The following is a 16,164-nucleotide window of genomic DNA, read 5'->3' as shown; positions in this document are numbered from 1 at the left end:
ATGAGAATAACAGAACTACTAACTAAAGAAACCATAGCAATGGACTTGGCAGCAAATGATAAAAATGGCGTTATCGAAGAATTAGTAAATCAATTAGATAAAGCTGGGAAATTAAGTGATATTGCACAATTTAAGGAGGCCATTCACAATCGTGAATCTCAAAGTACTACTGGTATAGGTGAAGGTATCGCCATTCCACACGCAAAAGTGGCAGCGGTTAAATCTCCAGCTATTGCGTTTGGTAAATCTAAAGCGGGCGTTGATTATCAAAGTTTAGATGGTCAACCAGCACATTTATTCTTTATGATTGCTGCACCAGAAGGTGGTGCGCAAACACATTTAGATGCACTTGCGAAATTATCAGGCATTTTAATGGATGATAAAGTGAGAGAAAATCTATTGCACGCTAATTCGCACGAAGAAGTCTTACAAATTATCGATAATGCGGATGACGAGGCTACAAAAGAAGAAGAACAAGAAGCGCAAGAACAAGCGGCTTCATCAGGAGCTGTAGCAGGTAGCGGTAATGTGGCAGATTCAAATGAACCATACGTATTAGCAGTAACGGCATGTCCTACAGGTATTGCACATACGTACATGGCTCGTGATGCATTGAAAAAGCAAGCCGACAAAATGGGCATTAAAATGAAAGTTGAAACAAATGGCTCAGGCGGTATTAAAAACCATATCACACAACAAGATATAGACCGCGCAACAGGTATTATTGTTGCAGCAGATGTACATGTGGAAACAGATCGTTTCGATGGTAAAAATGTTGTAGAAGTACCCGTAGCTGATGGTATTAAACGACCAGAGGAACTCATTAATACAGCGTTAGATACAAGCCGTAAACCATTTGTTGCACGCGGTGGAAGTTCAAAATCAAAAGATAGTGAAAGTAATGAAAAACAAAGCTTTGGTAAAGCATTCTACAAACACTTAATGAATGGTGTATCCAATATGTTACCGCTTGTTATTGCTGGTGGTATCTTAATGGCAATCGTATTCTTATTCGGTGCGAACTCATTTGATCCAAAAAGTGCTGAACATAACGCCTTTGCTGAACAATTATGGAATATTGGTAATAAAAGTGCCTTTGCTTTAATTATTCCAATTTTATCTGGTTTCATTGCACGTAGTATTGCTGATAAACCAGGATTTGCAGCCGGTTTAGTAGGTGGTATGTTAGCTATTTCTGGTGGTTCTGGGTTCATTGGCGGTATCATTGCAGGTTTCTTAGCAGGTTACTTAACTCAAGGTATTAAATATATTACGCGTGGTTTACCACAAGCAGTTGAAGGTTTAAAACCAACGTTAATTTATCCATTATTAAGTGTAACAATCACAGGATTATTAATGATATATGCATTCAACCCGCCAGCAGCGTGGTTAAATAACTTATTGCTTAACGGTTTAAATAACTTATCAGGTTCTAACATTGTATTACTTGGATTAGTTATTGGTGCTATGATGGCCATCGATATGGGTGGACCATTTAACAAAGCAGCCTATGTATTCGCGACAGCCGCATTAACAGAAGGTAATGCAGCACCAATTACGGCAGCAATGGTTGGTGGTATGATTCCACCATTAGCAATTGCTACAGCGATGTTATTCTTTAAACGTAAATTCACTAAAGAACAACGCGGTTCTATCGTGCCTAACTATGTAATGGGCTTATCATTTATCACTGAGGGTGCCATTCCATTTGCAGCAGCTGACCCATTACGTGTGATTCCATCAATGATGGTTGGTTCAGGTGTAGGTGGTGCAATTGCATTAGCACTTGGTTCAAGTATCAATGCACCACATGGTGGTATTATCGTAATTGCAGCAACAGACTTTAGTCATATTTTACAAACATTAATTGCATTGATTGTTGGTACACTTGTTTCAGCAATTATGTATGGTTTATTAAAACCAAAAGTTACTGAAAATGAAATTGAAGCATCAAAAGCTATGGATGAATAGATGCGATAAGAGTTTATGATATAAATAATATAACGATGCTATTTTGCAAATTTGCAGTAGCTAACAGAACCGAGAAGGTGTAAGCTTTCTCGGTTCTAGTCATTTTTGTGGGCCTGCATAGCAAATAAAATTTAATCAAGAAATGATATAAGCAAAGCAAGTTGGGAGTGGACGACGAATTTAAAAGAATGCTGCCCCACTCCCATTCAACTAAATCGTTTAATTTATTGAATAATGAATGTTAAAACATACAAAAATGGGTAAACATATGAGAATATAGAATAAGAAGGCAAGTGAATGCGTAATAAAGTCTTAAGCTTTAAATATGGAAATTTAATGACCGGCAAAAGTACTTCAATTAAGGTACCGTTTTTGTATGTTAGTTCATTGTACGTTGGTTTCTGTCACTTTACGCTTACCTTTCTTGACTATTACGCAATATTAGTTTTAAATGATAAGTTGTAACTTTTTAATCAAAAGGGTTACAATCAACTATTTGTAATTGATATATGATAAAATAAAAGTAATACATTTTTTCGGGGGTGTCGCAATGGGAAGGTCTTAACATGTGCATATATTGTTAATAAGCAAAACACAATAAATCCGTGTTACCCATATGGGACACATAATATTTGGAGGTGAATCCCTAGAAATAGGGAATTAATTGGAAACAGTGACCATAATAAATTTAGTAATATTCTTTCTATTAATCGCATTAACAACAGTATTCGTAGGATCGGAGTTTGCATTAGTTAAAGTGCGTTCAACGCGTATTGAACAACTCGCTGAAGAGGGTAATCGTGGTGCTAAAATTGTCAAAAAGATGATTGCAAACCTTGACTATTATTTATCAGCCTGTCAATTAGGTATTACAGTTACTTCTTTAGGATTAGGTTGGTTAGGAGAACCGACATTTGAGAAATTGTTGCATCCTATTTTTAATTTATTACAATTACCTGATGCATTAACTACAACGATTTCATTTGTAATTTCATTCATAGTCGTAACTTATTTACACGTTGTATTAGGTGAATTAGCACCGAAATCGATTGCGATTCAGCATACCGAGAAGTTAGCGTTAACATACGCAAGACCATTGTATTACTTTGGTAATATAATGAAACCTTTAATCTGGTTAATGAATGGTTCAGCACGTGTAATTATTAGAATGTTAGGCGTTGATCCTGATGCTCAAACAGATGCTATGTCTGAAGAAGAAATTAAGATCATTATTAACAACAGTTATAATGGTGGCGAAATCAACCAAACAGAATTAAACTATATGCAAAATATCTTTCAATTTGATGAAAGACATGCAAAAGATATCATGGTACCACGTACTCAAATGGTGACTTTAAATGAACCATTTAATGTTGATGAATTATTAGAGACGATTAAAGAACATCAATTTACGCGTTACCCAATTACTGAAGACGGAGATAAAGACCATATCAAAGGTTTCATCAATGTTAAAGAATTTTTAACAGAATACGCTTCTGGTAAACCGATTAAAATTAACAATTACATCCATGAACTGCCAATGATTTCAGAAACAACACGCATTAGTGATGCATTAGTTAGAATGCAACGTGAACACGTACATATCAGTTTAATTATTGATGAATACGGTGGTACAGCTGGTATTTTAACAATGGAAGATATTCTTGAAGAAATCGTAGGTGAAATTCGAGATGAATTTGACGATGATGAGGTGAATGACATTGTTAAATTAGGCGATGACACTTACCAAATTAATGGCCGCGTTCTATTGGATGACTTAAATGAACAATTCGACATTGAGTTTGAAGATTCAGAAGACATTGATACTATAGGTGGTTGGCTTCAAGCCCATAACACTAACCTACAAGTTGAAGATCATATCGATACGCAATACGATCGTTGGATAGTATCTGAAATGGATAACCATCAATTAGTTTGGGTTGTACTTAAATATGAATTCATCGATAATCGACCAACATTCGGTGGAGATGAAGATGAAAATGAAGACAAAAAAGATAAAAAAGACGAAACACATGACTAATTTAAAATGATTAATAAAGTAGCATTTGAGACATAGATACTATGATAATGCTACTTGGCAAATTCGCAGTAGTTGACTGAACTGAGAAGGCGCTTAAATCNNCTGGGAGTGGGACGACGAATTAAAAATTCTGTCCTGCTCCCTTCTTCTGTATATTTAAATTACATACGATTTATTTGTCTATCCTATTACAATTGAGTTATCCTAAATGATGATAATGTAAAGCATTAATAGAAAAGTCAGGAGAAGATAGAATGGTTAATGATACACAAATTTTAAATAATGGTTATCCAATGCCAAAAATCGGCTTAGGTGTTTATAAAGTCTCAGATGAAGAAATGGAAACAGCGATTCAGGCTGCAATAGACGATGGTTATCGTGCATTTGATACAGCATATTTTTACAAGAATGAAGAGGCACTTGGAAAAGCATTAAAAAATAGTGGCGTACCTCGTGAAGACTTATTTATTACAACAAAATTATGGAATGATCACCAAGGGTATGACCGTACACTTGAGTATTTTAATCGCTCATTAGACAATTTAGGTTTAGACTATATCGATTTATATTTAATTCATTGGCCTTGTGAGAACGATCAACTTTATATTGAAACGTATAAAGCACTAGAAAAATTATATGAAGAAGGTAAAGTGAAAGCGATAGGTGTATGTAATTTTAAAGTGCATCATTTAGAAACATTGATGCGTGAAACGACTATTGTTCCTCAAGTCAATCAAATTGAAGTTCATCCTTACTTTAATCAACAAGATGTTCAAGATTACTGTGATAAACATGATATTGTTGTGACAGCATGGATGCCATTAATGAGAAACAGAGGTTTACTAGAAGACCCAACAATTACTAAATTAGCAAAACAATACGATAAGACACCAGCACAAATCGTATTGCGTTGGCATATTGCGCATAATCGTATTGTTATTCCAAAATCTAAAACACCATCACGTATTCGAGAAAATCATAATATATTTGACTTTAACTTAGAACTTACAGAAATCGCAGAAATTGATAGTTTAAATCGTAACGCGCGCCAAGGTAAAGACCCTGATGATGTTAGCATAGGCGATTTGAAATAGCATTGTCTCTTTAATTCAATTGGATAGATAAAATATAGAATAATTGTATTGTTTTCATTTAATTTTTATTAATTATTTGTTAATTGCATAGTTTTTAGTAGAATAGTTGCCAATTTTATTGATAAAATAGTAATAAGAATGATGAAAAGGATGTAATTTAATGAAAATCAGAGTCATTGTGCCTTGTTTTAACGAAGGTGAAGTCGTAACAAAAACGTACGACAAATTGACTGAAATTTTGATGGAAGATAGTTTGGACAAAGGGTATGATTATGACCTATTGTTTGTCGATGATGGCAGTAAAGATAATACGATCGACCATGTCCAACATTTAGCAAGCGAAGACCAACATGTTAAATATATTTCTTTCAGCCGAAATTTCGGTAAAGAATCAGCAATGATAGCTGGTTTTCAACATAGTGTACAATGTGATGCTGTAGTGATGGTAGATGGGGATTTACAACATCCACCTGAATTTATTCCACAAATGATAGAGGGATTTAAAGAGGGCTATGACCAGGTTATCGCTAAGCGTGATAGAACTGGAGAAAATATCGCTCGGAAATCAATGACAAAGCTATACTATAAATTGATTAACAGTTTTGTCGAGGATATTGAATTTATAGATGGTGTCGGAGACTTTAGATTATTAAGTCAACGCGCAGTTAAATCAATTGCTTCACTTAAAGAATATAATCGTTTTTCAAAAGGTTTATTTGAATGGATAGGTTATAATACGAAAATCTTTACATATCAAAATGTTGAACGTGAAGCCGGTCATTCTAAATGGACATTCACGAAATTACTAAACTATGGCATTGACGGGCTCATTTCATTTAATAATAAACCTTTACGTGCGATGATTTACCTTGGAATGACTATATTCAGTTTAAGTATTGTTTATATCCTATATTTGTTGATAGGTATCATGGTAAATGGTATTAATAATCCAGGTTATTTTACAACGATAGCAGCAGTCCTACTCATTGGTGGCATTCAATTAATGTCTATAGGTGTGGTAGGAGAATATATTGGTCGTATTTATTATGAGGTTAAGCAAAGACCTAAATACATTGTGCAAGCATCAAATTTAAAAGAACCTTCCTACGATCTCAAATTAGTTGAGCAGGAAAAGGAAAAAGTACATTAAATAGAATAAACGCTTGAAGTTTCATTAATAAGAACTTCAAGCGTTTATTTGTGTGTTAAATGTTGTTTTAATTTAGCGTGTTTCAACTGCCAAGCAAGATAAACACCAAATAGTACATATATAACTAAGAAAACATACCAAAAAGGTGTCAAAATCGTTAATAATACAATAGACATAATAATAAGCATGTAGCCAATCATAATTGGAAACTTGAGTTTGTTGATGAATTTAAATATGCCAAGTTCACCTTTAGAAAAGGTACCTAAAAATATTGCACTTGCGCCTATTAAAAATATGGTTGGTGCTAAATATGGAACGGACATGTAAATTGATTGATCACTTGAACCATAAGTGATAAATAATGAACAACTTACAATAATCGAAAATATTAAAGCAATCGATTTATATTCGGAAATCATAAAAGTATAGTATTGATGATTCAAATAATATTGCAGTCCCATCCAACCTATAAAAAAGGCAATTGAACTTAATGTTATAAAGTTAAATTTGTCAATGACAATAGCATTAATTAAAGCGTTAATCGCTATAACGATTAATACGGAGCTGAATTTGAGTTGTTTGAATTGGTGCTTATATAAGTCAAAGCCGAGTATGCCAAGCACAACGGCGATATTAATCAATACATATATAATCATGCTGTACTCCTATCTCACATAGTTCATTAGAACATTATACCAATTAAAACAAACTTAATCATTTCAAAACACTTAGAAAATATTTTTCATTTATAATGGAATGATTAAACGCCTTTTTTGTTGCTCCATAAGAGTGTGTGTAGCTGTGGTAAAACATAGACACGGTTCATATCATCACTCGTCATAACCTTATCAACTAATGTTTCATATCGATTTAAAAGTTTATCGGTATGATTGTCTACATCATCATCTAAGTATGGATTACCAACTTGTAAGTAAAAAGGAATATTTGGGTAGCGATGATGTATCATTTTAGCGAAATCATAATCTGCATCATCAAAAATAACGACCTTTAAATTAAGTGTTGAAGCAATACATTGTTCAATGACGCTATCTAGTATGTCAATGTTAGGAGTCATATTAGAACTTGGTGGTTTAGGACTAATGGTTAAGTCGTTAATTTGTCTCATCCACGGTTGGAATTTGCTTCCTTGTGTTTCTAATGCGGTATAAATCTGTTTCTCTTCAAATAGATCAACTAATTCTTGTATCCCTTTAATGAGTGCCGGATTACCACCAGAAATCGTAACATGATCGAAACAATCACCACCAATCGCTTTTAGCTGATGATAAATTTCTTCAGCAGACATTAATTGAATATCTTCCTTGGCACTGCCATCCCAGGTGAAAGCAGAGTCACACCAACTACAACGATAATCACAACCTGCAGTTCTAACAAACATTGTTTTACGACCGATAACACGTCCCTCACCTTGAATCGTAGGTCCGAAAATTTCAAGTACTGGAATTTTAGCTGTCATTATTTAAACTCCTTTGGACGATATACTACATAACTTGTTGGTGTTTCACGTAAGTAGACTTGCACACATTGCGGGTGATTATCGTAGCTTTGGAGGTGTGTTTGTACCATTTTATATATCGTTTGTGCCACAACCTCTGTTGAAGGACTTTTATCTTTAAATTGAGGTAAGTCATTTAACAGATAGTGGTCAAATTGATCATGGATTAATTTTTTTAATTCACTGAAATTAATTAAGAAACCATTGTGGTCCAAGTGATCCCCAGCAATTGTTAAATTGACAAAATAAGTATGCCCATGTGTTCTCATACATTTACCAGCATCTTCGCTTGGGATGTAGTGCGCCGCTGAAAAGTTAAAATCTTTATTAAGTTCAAAACTATAGGGATGATTAACAGTTGGGTAAAGTTGTTGCATCATTTTAATTCGCTCCTTTAGTTTCTAAATAGTGTTGTAGGCCACGTTGGCGTAAATGACATGCAGGGCATTCGCCACAACCATCTCCAATAATGCCGTTGTAGCATGTCAGTGTATTGTATCGGATATAATCTAGCACACCCAATTTGTCGCTAAGTTCCCAAGTTTGTGATTTATCTAACCACATTAAAGGCGTATGGATAACGAAATCTTTATCCATAGATAAACTAAGTGTTACATTCATAGATTTAATAAAGCTATCACGGCAATCTGGATAACCAGAAAAGTCTGTTTCACACATCCCTGTAATGATATGTTTAGCATTGCGTTGATATGCTAATGCGCCAGCAAATGATAAGAATAATAAATTACGTGCTGGTACAAAGGTATTCGGAATCCCATCTTCGCCCGTTTCAATGTCCATATCATGTTGTGTTAAGGCATTTGGAGTTAATTGCGATAATAATGACATATCTAATATATGATGTTTTAAGTTTTGTTCTTTAGCGATACGTGTCGCAACTTCAATTTCTGTATCATGACGTTGACCGTAATTAAATGTTACAAGTTCAACTTCCTTAAAATGCTTTTTAGCGTAAAATAAGCACGTCGTACTGTCTTGCCCTCCGCTAAATACTACAATTGCTTTATCCTTATTTAAATCTTTGTTTGTCATGAATATTCTCCTTTTTGAAAAGATTAGAATGATACTTTATGCCGTCTCTAACCTAGCCATGAGAACATAAAAAAAGTCTATCTCTATAAAAAAGATAGACTTAGAAACATTGTAATCAGTTATATAAAAGAAAATTAACTTTCAAACTAAATATTTCGTAAATTGTCTAGTTTTTTATAGAGGGTTTCAGCTAGGAACCTCTTTTGAGTTTTTGTACGCTAGTTAGCGTAATACATTCATTTCTTAAAATCAAGTTATAATTTAGTACAATATAAAGGTAAACCCTTACATTTTCAAAAGTTTAATATTTATAATAAGGTAAGAGATGAAGTTATTTAACATAGAGTTGGAGCGACATGCATGATTATAGTTATAGATAATAAAGATTCATTTACATATAATTTGATAGACTATTTTAAGACAGAGACAGCGCATGAGATCGTTGTATACGAAGTGGATCAAGTATCCGTTGAGCAAATAAGGGCATCTAATGTAGAGGCTATTGTTATCTCGCCAGGACCGGGTAAACCGAGTGATTATCCTATTTTAACGGAAATTATGAATCAGTTTGAGGGGGAAGTACCTATATTAGGTGTTTGTTTAGGCTTTCAATTTCTGTACGAATATTATGGGGGCGCAATTGTACATGGCGCAAAGCCGGTTCATGGTCATACAACGCCATTAACGCATAATGAAACAGGATTATTTAAAGGGCTTCCTCAAGCATTCAAAGTAATGCGCTATCATTCACTCATTGCGGATCAAACACATATTCCTGCGTCTTTAAATATTTCCGCCCATAATGATGAGGGGATTTTAATGGCGTTTGAACATAAACACTATCCTATATTTGGCGTTCAGTATCACCCTGAATCGATTTTAAGTGAATACGGACATGAGCAAATACGATTATTTTTGGAAAAGGTGGGCGCGTAAACTATGGACATCACGTTTAATTATCGTTACTATACAACGCCTGATCATTTTGAAACGATAGCAGTGCGCTTTAACACGTACGTCTCAAAAATGGTGGCATATACACTGGAAGAGGTCGGTAAAGTTATTCAATTTGCGCAGGCTGAGCAAGCACAAGGACGGTATGTGGCATTGTATCTGCCATATGAAGCGGCAAGTTATTTTAATCACCATATGGCAACACATGAATTGGAAGCACATCAAATCGTAGCATTAGCATATAGTTTTAGTCCGAGTATGGCTGAGACGTCACCTGAACAACCAAGTCAACAGTACATCCCTAAACATCACTTTCGATTCATGGAGAGTGATGCACAAATGGAAGACAAAATTAAACACGTTCAGGATGCAATTATTGAAGGCGAAACGTATCAAGTGAACTATACAACACGTTTAGTGAGTGATGTATATTATCCGATAGCTGATTTATATTATTATTTAACGCAAACGAATAATGGTGGTTACACTGCTTTATTAGATGTAGAAGAGGTTAAAGTTGCTTCTATTTCTCCTGAATTATTCTTCCAAAAAGGTGAATTTAATCATCATAAAAATGTAGTTGTAAGTAAACCAATGAAAGGTACTATGCCACGTAGCAATGACGACGATGAAGATTTAAAGAATTATGACACATTGAAGCATTCACTTAAAGATCGTGCTGAAAATGTTATGATTGTCGATTTATTGCGCAATGACATTTCCAGAATTTGTAAACCTGGAACGATCCACGTAAACAAGCCATTTTTTATTGAAACCTATAAGACCGTTTATCAAATGACGAGTATGGTTACAGGTCACTTGCAAGATGACGTGCGTCTCACGGATATTTTAAAAGCATTATTCCCTTGTGGTTCCATTACAGGGGCACCAAAGCGCAATACGATGGCGTATATTAAAGCGCTCGAGCCACATCCTAGATACATTTATTGTGGCACAATCGGTTTATTATGTCCGGATGATAAAATGATATTTAATATACCTATTCGTACGCTTGAGTATCGAAATGATCAAGTTCACTATGGTGTAGGTGCAGGGATTACGATTGATTCGGTACCCGAAAAAGAAGTTCAAGAGTTTCGAGATAAAACAAAGATATTGGAGATGCTATAGATGAAATTGTTTGAAACGATGCGCCTCGATAATGGTAAGATTCCTAGACTTCAATATCATATGACACGAGTGCAACAGTCATGCGAACGATTAGGGTATTCATTTTCAAAAGAGGTCTGGATGCAACGCGTCAATGAGGTTATAAGTCATCATCCCAAAGGAATCTATAGACTGAAAATAGAAATCGATAAATCCGGCCAAATAGACCATATGATTAAGCCCCTACCTTCTAAAACATTATTTACGGCTAAATTTAAACAAGCACAGTCGAATTACAATGACCAATACGTTATTAATAAGACATCACAACGACAACACTTAGCACACAATCATGAGACAGATTTAGTATTATTGTATGATGAAACTGATAAAATTCTGGAGTTTGATATTGGTAATATCATGATAGAAGAAGCTGGTGTGTGTTATACACCAAGGTATGATCATGATTTTTTATTAGGATGTATGCGTCAAAGCCTTTTGGACCAAGGCAAACTGGTTATTAAAGACTATACTAAATCAGAACTCATCGACAAAATACAGAAACAACAGATTCGTATCTATTTATTAAATAGTTTACGAGAGGTTGCCGATGTATCTATTTATCTATAAAATAATATGGGAAGTATATGCGAATTGATTGATAACAATGAACTAACGGAGTGAGCTATGACTATATTATGGGTTGCAATAATTGTGATTTTAAATGTGGTAAGTAAATATTTAGCAGATCGATATTTAAAAAATAATGCACTCATTAAGGCACGTGTCGTTGCAACCGTTACCGTTTTAATTCAATGTGTATTCGTTTATTTGTTAATTAAATCAATCATGCCCTATGTGGTGGAATTTCTAAATATATTTTACCATCACTAAATATGATTACTTTGAGGTGGCGTTATGAAGATTTATAGTCAAGGAGATCAAGCAATTGTAATTGCGGTTGAAAAGGATGTATCTAAAAATGTAACAACTGAATTAATCGCAGTACGTTATCATTTATTAAAGAAAGCATTACCATTTATCACAGAAATTGTGCCTACTGAATCAGATATGATGATTTGCTATGATGCTCGAGATATGATTAAACATCATAATATTGCTTCACCTTTTCAATATATGAAGGCATTAGTCACTTCAATACAAGAAGAATTAAAACAATTAGAAACGTGTAAAGATGAAAGCACGACCTATGAAATTCCTATTATTTATGGTGACGAGTTTGGTCCAGACTTACCGGATTTATTAAAGTATTACAAGTTAACTCAAGATGAATTTGTTCAATTACATTCTGATAAACCGTATTTTGTGTCTATGATGGGCTATGCACCGGGTTTCCCATATTTAACTGGAATGAATGAAGCATTGTACGTTAATCATACGAGTAAAAAGAAGAAGCTTGTCACTGCAGGTTCAGTTATTATTGAAGGGAAAAAGTGCGGCATCGTAACAACTGATACCTATAACGATTGGTTAGTGATAGGGTACACGCCAATGACATTATTCACTCCTGAAAAAGATGATTTTACACTGTTAAAATTAGGAGACAATGTTATTTTTAAACCACAGAAACGCAAAGATATTGAATTAGGAGAATTTAAACCATGTCAATCATAATAGAAAAAGCCGGATTGTTTAGTAGCTTTCAAGATTTTGGACGTCATGGATATGAATATGCAGGTGTTATTCCGTGTGGTGCGTTAGACACACTAGGTCATGAAATTGCAAATCGTTTAGTTGCTAATAATAAAAATGAAGCAACGCTTGAAATGACACACATTATGGCTAAAATTCGATTTACTGAGCCTACATTAATTGCTTTAACAGGTCATAACTTTGAAGCTTACACGCAAACTATGCAAGTAAAACCGTATAAATTATACCTTTTAGATAAAGGAGACGTCCTGTCTTTTAAAGAAACAAATAAAACGTCACGTGTGTATCTTGCAATCGGTGGCGGATTCAAATTAGATGATTGGCTAGGATCAACATCAACAGATTTAAATGTTAAAATCGGCGGTTATCACGGACGTAAACTTGAAAATGGCGATGAAGTAGAAATGAAACGACACTATACAGAACGTCATCAAAAGTTATTTGAAAATTTAAAAGAAAAACGTACCACTGATTGGGGTATAGACGGTTATGCACTGTCATTTAACTATGTTTCTGATGTGTTTCATGTTATTGCCAACAAAGGGACAGAAGATTTTGATAAAGAAACGCAATCTCACTTTATTAGAGGAGAATATAAAGTGACGAATAAATCAAATCGTGTTGGTATGTTACTAGATGGTGAGAAGATCAAAGCATATTACGACGATATGCCAGCACATCAATCAGTTAAAAGGGGAACGATTCAAGTTAAGCGAGATGGTACACCTATCATCTTATTAAATGATCATTATACAATCGGAAGTTATCCTCAAATTGGTACAATTGCAAGCTACCATTTAACTAAGCTTGCTCAGAAGCCACAAGGCTCACGTTTGAAGTTCCAATTTATTGATATAGAAACTGCTGAAAAGAATGTTGTGAAATTTAGTAATTGGATGAATCAGCTATTTCACGGAATTGAATACAGAATGCAATTAGAAATGATGAAATAAGACATGATATATGAAGGTCAACATACTTAAATAAAGTACTTATAATTTATGTCGGACTATGGTCTGATTAAAAAATGCAATTAAGAAGCTATAATGAATAAATCAGTGAATCGTCTTAATGGGACAATATTTTGTAACAAACAATGAAAGCGTCGTTATATTAAAATGCTTTTTCTTGATAAATGAGTAAAAATACTATATATTTATATATTGAACTACGGGCAATGTTACAATAATATTACAAAGTTCATGATTTGTTAATATGCCATTAATGATGACATAGAATAGCATCCAACATAATATACATAAATAATTACAGACGTATAGTGCGCATTGGGAATGCGATTTATTGATGAACTATCGTTAATGTAAAATGTATTTGTAAGGTATATGCTTAAATTAATTTAAATAATATAAATGAAATTAAAAAACGAGTAAGTAATTGCATAACGGTCATATTTGAGTAAGTGTTTAAGTCTTCAGTTAAGTCTTTAACATTTCTTCAAAGTTGAATAACTATAAACGGAGGAAACATACATGAGTTTACACAAAAAGAAAATAAGTCTTTTTGCGTTTTTCTTACTGACTGTGTTTACAGTGACATTGAAGACGTATTTTTCATATTATGTTGATTTTTCTTTGGGTGTTAAAGGACTAGTTCAAAACTTAATACTATTGATGAATCCATATAGTTTAATCGCGCTTATTTTAAGTGTGTTCTTATTCTTTAAAGGGAAAAAAGCATATTGGTTCATCTTTATTGGGGGATTTTTACTAACATTCTTGCTATATGCAAATGTAGTTTACTTTAGATTCTTCTCGGACTTTTTAACATTCAGTACGCTTAACCAAGCAAGTAATGTTGAGTCTATGGGTGGTGCTGTTGGCGCATCATTTAAATGGTATGATTTTGTTTACTTTATAGATACAATTATTTATCTATTCATCCTTATTTTCAAAGGAAGTTGGTTGGATAAACGTGTCTTCAGTAAAAAGTTTGTGCCAGTTGTAATGGCTGCATCTGTAGCATTATTCTTCTTAAATTTAGCTTTTGCTGAAACAGACCGTCCTGAGTTATTAACACGTACATTTGACCATAAATATTTAGTGAAATATTTAGGTCCATATAACTTCACAGTTTATGATGGTGTTAAGACGATTCAAAATAACCAACAAAAAGCATTAGCTTCTGAAGATGATTTAACTAAAGTGTTAAATTATACGAAACAAAAAAATACAACACCAAATTCAGAGTACTTTGGCGTTGCTAAGAAGAAAAATATTATTAAAATACATTTAGAAAGTTTCCAAACTTTCTTAATCAATAAAAAGGTCAATGGTAAAGAAGTTACACCGTTCTTAAATAAATTATCAACGGGCAATGATGATTTTAGATATTATCCAAACTTCTTCCACCAAACAGGTCAAGGTAAAACATCAGATGCTGAGTTTACAATGGATAACAGCCTTTATGGTTTACCACAGGGTTCTGCATTTTCATTGAAAGGTGATAATACTTACCAATCATTACCTGCGATTTTAGACCAAAAGCAAGGTTACACATCTGACGTTATGCACGGTGACTACAAAACATTCTGGAACCGTGACCAAGTCTATAAACATTTTGGTATTGATAAATTCTATGATGCGACATACTACGATATGTCTGATGACAATATTGTCAACTTAGGTTTAAAAGATAAACCATTCTTTAAAGAGTCAGCAGAGTATCAATCTAAAATGAAAGGACCTTTCTATTCACACTTAATTACATTAACAAACCATTACCCATTCACATTGAGTGAAGAAGATGCAGATATTGATAAACCTAATACAGGTGATTCAACTGTTGATGGTTACATTCAAACAGCACATTATTTAGACCAAGCACTTGAAGAATATATTACTGATCTTAAGAAAAAAGGTCTATATGATGATTCAGTTATTATGATTTATGGTGACCACTATGGTATTTCAGAAAATCATAATAACGCAATGGAAAAATTATTAGGTGAAAAGATTACGCCAGCGAAATTTATGGACTTAAACCGCACAGGTTTCTGGCTTAAAATTCCTGGTAAAGAAGGTACAGTAGATAAAACATATGCTGGACAAGTAGACGTTATGCCTACTATCTTACATTTAGTAGGAATTGATTCTAAAAACTACTTAATGTTCGGTACGGATATGTTGTCTAAAGATCATGATGATGTCATTCCATTCCGAAATGGTGACTTCATTACGAAAGACTATAAATTTGTTAATGGTAAAGCGTATTCTAATAAAACAAACGAATTATTAGAAACGCCACCTAAAGATTTAGAAAAGAATAAGAAACAGGTTGAGAAAGATTTAGAAATGAGTGACAATGTCTTAAATGGTGACTTGTTCAGATTCTACAACAACCCTGATTTCAAGAAAATTGATCCATCAAAATATGAATATAAAACTGGACCACAAGGTAATCAAAAATAATTGAAACAGTGTTTGGTTTTAATGTAAAAGTAAGAAGCCAGTAAATGCGTTTTAACAAATTCATTTACTGGCTTCTTTATTTACAATACTCCGAATTGTTGCTTGCCCAACGTGCTTTGCTTGTAGAAACTGATTAAATCAGTTTCTCTGTGTTGGGGCCCCAACACAAAAAA

15 protein-coding genes and 1 riboswitch are annotated in these 16,164 nt (G+C 33.8%); of the genes, 11 read left to right on the top strand and 4 right to left on the bottom strand.

Annotation, left to right across the window (positions count from 1 at the left end; translation table 11 throughout):
* From JVV30_RS07425 to JVV30_RS07410, 4 genes are all read left to right on the top strand, one after another.
* Positions 1-1,971 (top strand): PTS fructose transporter subunit IIABC, encoded by a 1,971-nt coding sequence (locus tag JVV30_RS07425; RefSeq protein ID WP_053029974.1) that lies wholly within the window; start codon positions 1-3, stop codon positions 1,969-1,971.
* Positions 1,972-2,635: 664 nt separating this feature from the next.
* A complete protein-coding gene (locus JVV30_RS07420) occupies positions 2,636-4,012 on the top strand; it encodes a hemolysin family protein (protein WP_053029973.1) in 1,377 nt (458 codons plus the stop codon).
* A 254-nt stretch (positions 4,013-4,266) separates the two neighbouring features.
* Positions 4,267-5,106 carry an aldo/keto reductase gene (locus JVV30_RS07415; protein ID WP_070854456.1) on the top strand — a complete coding sequence of 280 codons (840 nt, stop codon included), beginning with the start codon at positions 4,267-4,269 and terminating at the stop codon, positions 5,104-5,106.
* A 160-nt stretch (positions 5,107-5,266) separates the two neighbouring features.
* Positions 5,267-6,256, top strand: a complete 990-nt coding sequence (locus JVV30_RS07410) for a glycosyltransferase family 2 protein (protein WP_053029971.1) — start codon at positions 5,267-5,269, stop codon at positions 6,254-6,256.
* A gap of 44 nt (positions 6,257-6,300) precedes the next feature.
* Here JVV30_RS07410 and JVV30_RS07405 read toward each other — a convergent pair whose 3' ends face one another.
* From JVV30_RS07405 to queC, 4 genes are all read right to left on the bottom strand, one after another.
* The gene (locus tag JVV30_RS07405; protein ID WP_070854454.1) at positions 6,301-6,912 is read right to left on the bottom strand and encodes a hypothetical protein; all 612 of its coding nucleotides are present in this window, start codon (positions 6,910-6,912) and stop codon (positions 6,301-6,303) included.
* 104 nt (positions 6,913-7,016) lie between these two features.
* Entirely contained in the window at positions 7,017-7,733 is a 717-nt protein-coding gene (gene queE / locus JVV30_RS07400; RefSeq protein ID WP_053029969.1) for a 7-carboxy-7-deazaguanine synthase QueE, read from the bottom strand.
* Positions 7,733-8,152, bottom strand: coding sequence for a 6-carboxytetrahydropterin synthase QueD (queD, locus tag JVV30_RS07395; protein WP_053029968.1), 420 nt, complete (start codon positions 8,150-8,152; stop codon positions 7,733-7,735). The genes queE and queD overlap by 1 nt, the downstream gene beginning before the upstream one ends.
* A 1-nt stretch (position 8,153) precedes the next feature.
* Positions 8,154-8,825: a 7-cyano-7-deazaguanine synthase QueC gene (queC, locus tag JVV30_RS07390; protein WP_204193925.1), complete on the bottom strand. Its 672-nt coding sequence runs from the start codon at positions 8,823-8,825 to the stop codon at positions 8,154-8,156.
* Positions 8,826-8,985: 160 nt separating this feature from the next.
* A riboswitch (PreQ1 riboswitch) is annotated at positions 8,986-9,032 on the bottom strand.
* A gap of 153 nt (positions 9,033-9,185) precedes the next feature.
* Here queC and JVV30_RS07385 point away from each other — a divergent pair.
* The 7 genes from JVV30_RS07385 to ltaS all read left to right on the top strand — a co-directional run bounded on the left by JVV30_RS07385 (position 9,186) and on the right by ltaS (position 15,991).
* On the top strand, positions 9,186-9,761 hold the full coding sequence (locus tag JVV30_RS07385) for an anthranilate synthase component II (protein ID WP_070854452.1): 576 nt from the start codon (positions 9,186-9,188) through the stop codon (positions 9,759-9,761).
* Between the two features lie 3 nt (positions 9,762-9,764).
* A complete protein-coding gene (locus JVV30_RS07380; protein WP_070854450.1) occupies positions 9,765-10,910 on the top strand; it encodes a chorismate-binding protein in 1,146 nt (381 codons plus the stop codon).
* The gene (locus JVV30_RS07375; protein WP_204193923.1) at positions 10,911-11,519 is read left to right on the top strand and encodes an aminotransferase class IV; all 609 of its coding nucleotides are present in this window, start codon (positions 10,911-10,913) and stop codon (positions 11,517-11,519) included.
* A 57-nt stretch (positions 11,520-11,576) separates the two neighbouring features.
* On the top strand, positions 11,577-11,783 hold the full coding sequence (locus JVV30_RS07370; protein WP_053029963.1) for a hypothetical protein: 207 nt from the start codon (positions 11,577-11,579) through the stop codon (positions 11,781-11,783).
* A gap of 24 nt (positions 11,784-11,807) precedes the next feature.
* The gene (locus JVV30_RS07365) at positions 11,808-12,524 is read left to right on the top strand and encodes a 5-oxoprolinase subunit B family protein (protein WP_053029962.1); all 717 of its coding nucleotides are present in this window, start codon (positions 11,808-11,810) and stop codon (positions 12,522-12,524) included.
* Complete coding sequence (locus JVV30_RS07360) at positions 12,512-13,516, top strand: 5-oxoprolinase subunit C family protein (RefSeq protein ID WP_053029961.1); 1,005 nt, start codon at positions 12,512-12,514, stop codon at positions 13,514-13,516. The genes JVV30_RS07365 and JVV30_RS07360 overlap by 13 nt, the downstream gene beginning before the upstream one ends.
* 537 nt (positions 13,517-14,053) lie before the next feature.
* Complete coding sequence (gene ltaS / locus JVV30_RS07355; RefSeq protein WP_053029960.1) at positions 14,054-15,991, top strand: polyglycerol-phosphate lipoteichoic acid synthase LtaS; 1,938 nt, start codon at positions 14,054-14,056, stop codon at positions 15,989-15,991.
* The last annotated feature ends 173 nt before the right edge of the window (positions 15,992-16,164 follow it).

The organism is Staphylococcus sp. GDY8P47P (assembly GCF_016892225.1).
Lineage (GTDB): Bacteria > Bacillota > Bacilli > Staphylococcales > Staphylococcaceae > Staphylococcus > Staphylococcus borealis.
This window is presented reverse-complemented; position numbering and strand designations above follow the sequence as displayed.

Coding starts and splice junctions, on each gene's coding strand:
- JVV30_RS07425 (WP_053029974.1), top strand. CDS start 1: ATGAGAATAACAGAACTACTAACTAAAGAAACCATAGCAATGGACTTG.
- JVV30_RS07370 (WP_053029963.1), top strand. CDS start 11,577: ATGACTATATTATGGGTTGCAATAATTGTGATTTTAAATGTGGTAAGT.
- JVV30_RS07365 (WP_053029962.1), top strand. CDS start 11,808: ATGAAGATTTATAGTCAAGGAGATCAAGCAATTGTAATTGCGGTTGAA.
- JVV30_RS07405 (WP_070854454.1), bottom strand. CDS start 6,912: ATGATTATATATGTATTGATTAATATCGCCGTTGTGCTTGGCATACTC.
- JVV30_RS07375 (WP_204193923.1), top strand. CDS start 10,911: ATGAAATTGTTTGAAACGATGCGCCTCGATAATGGTAAGATTCCTAGA.
- JVV30_RS07360 (WP_053029961.1), top strand. CDS start 12,512: ATGTCAATCATAATAGAAAAAGCCGGATTGTTTAGTAGCTTTCAAGAT.
- JVV30_RS07415 (WP_070854456.1), top strand. CDS start 4,267: ATGGTTAATGATACACAAATTTTAAATAATGGTTATCCAATGCCAAAA.
- JVV30_RS07410 (WP_053029971.1), top strand. CDS start 5,267: ATGAAAATCAGAGTCATTGTGCCTTGTTTTAACGAAGGTGAAGTCGTA.
- queC (WP_204193925.1), bottom strand. CDS start 8,825: ATGACAAACAAAGATTTAAATAAGGATAAAGCAATTGTAGTATTTAGC.
- ltaS (WP_053029960.1), top strand. CDS start 14,054: ATGAGTTTACACAAAAAGAAAATAAGTCTTTTTGCGTTTTTCTTACTG.
- queE (WP_053029969.1), bottom strand. CDS start 7,733: ATGACAGCTAAAATTCCAGTACTTGAAATTTTCGGACCTACGATTCAA.
- JVV30_RS07380 (WP_070854450.1), top strand. CDS start 9,765: ATGGACATCACGTTTAATTATCGTTACTATACAACGCCTGATCATTTT.
- JVV30_RS07385 (WP_070854452.1), top strand. CDS start 9,186: ATGATTATAGTTATAGATAATAAAGATTCATTTACATATAATTTGATA.
- queD (WP_053029968.1), bottom strand. CDS start 8,152: ATGATGCAACAACTTTACCCAACTGTTAATCATCCCTATAGTTTTGAA.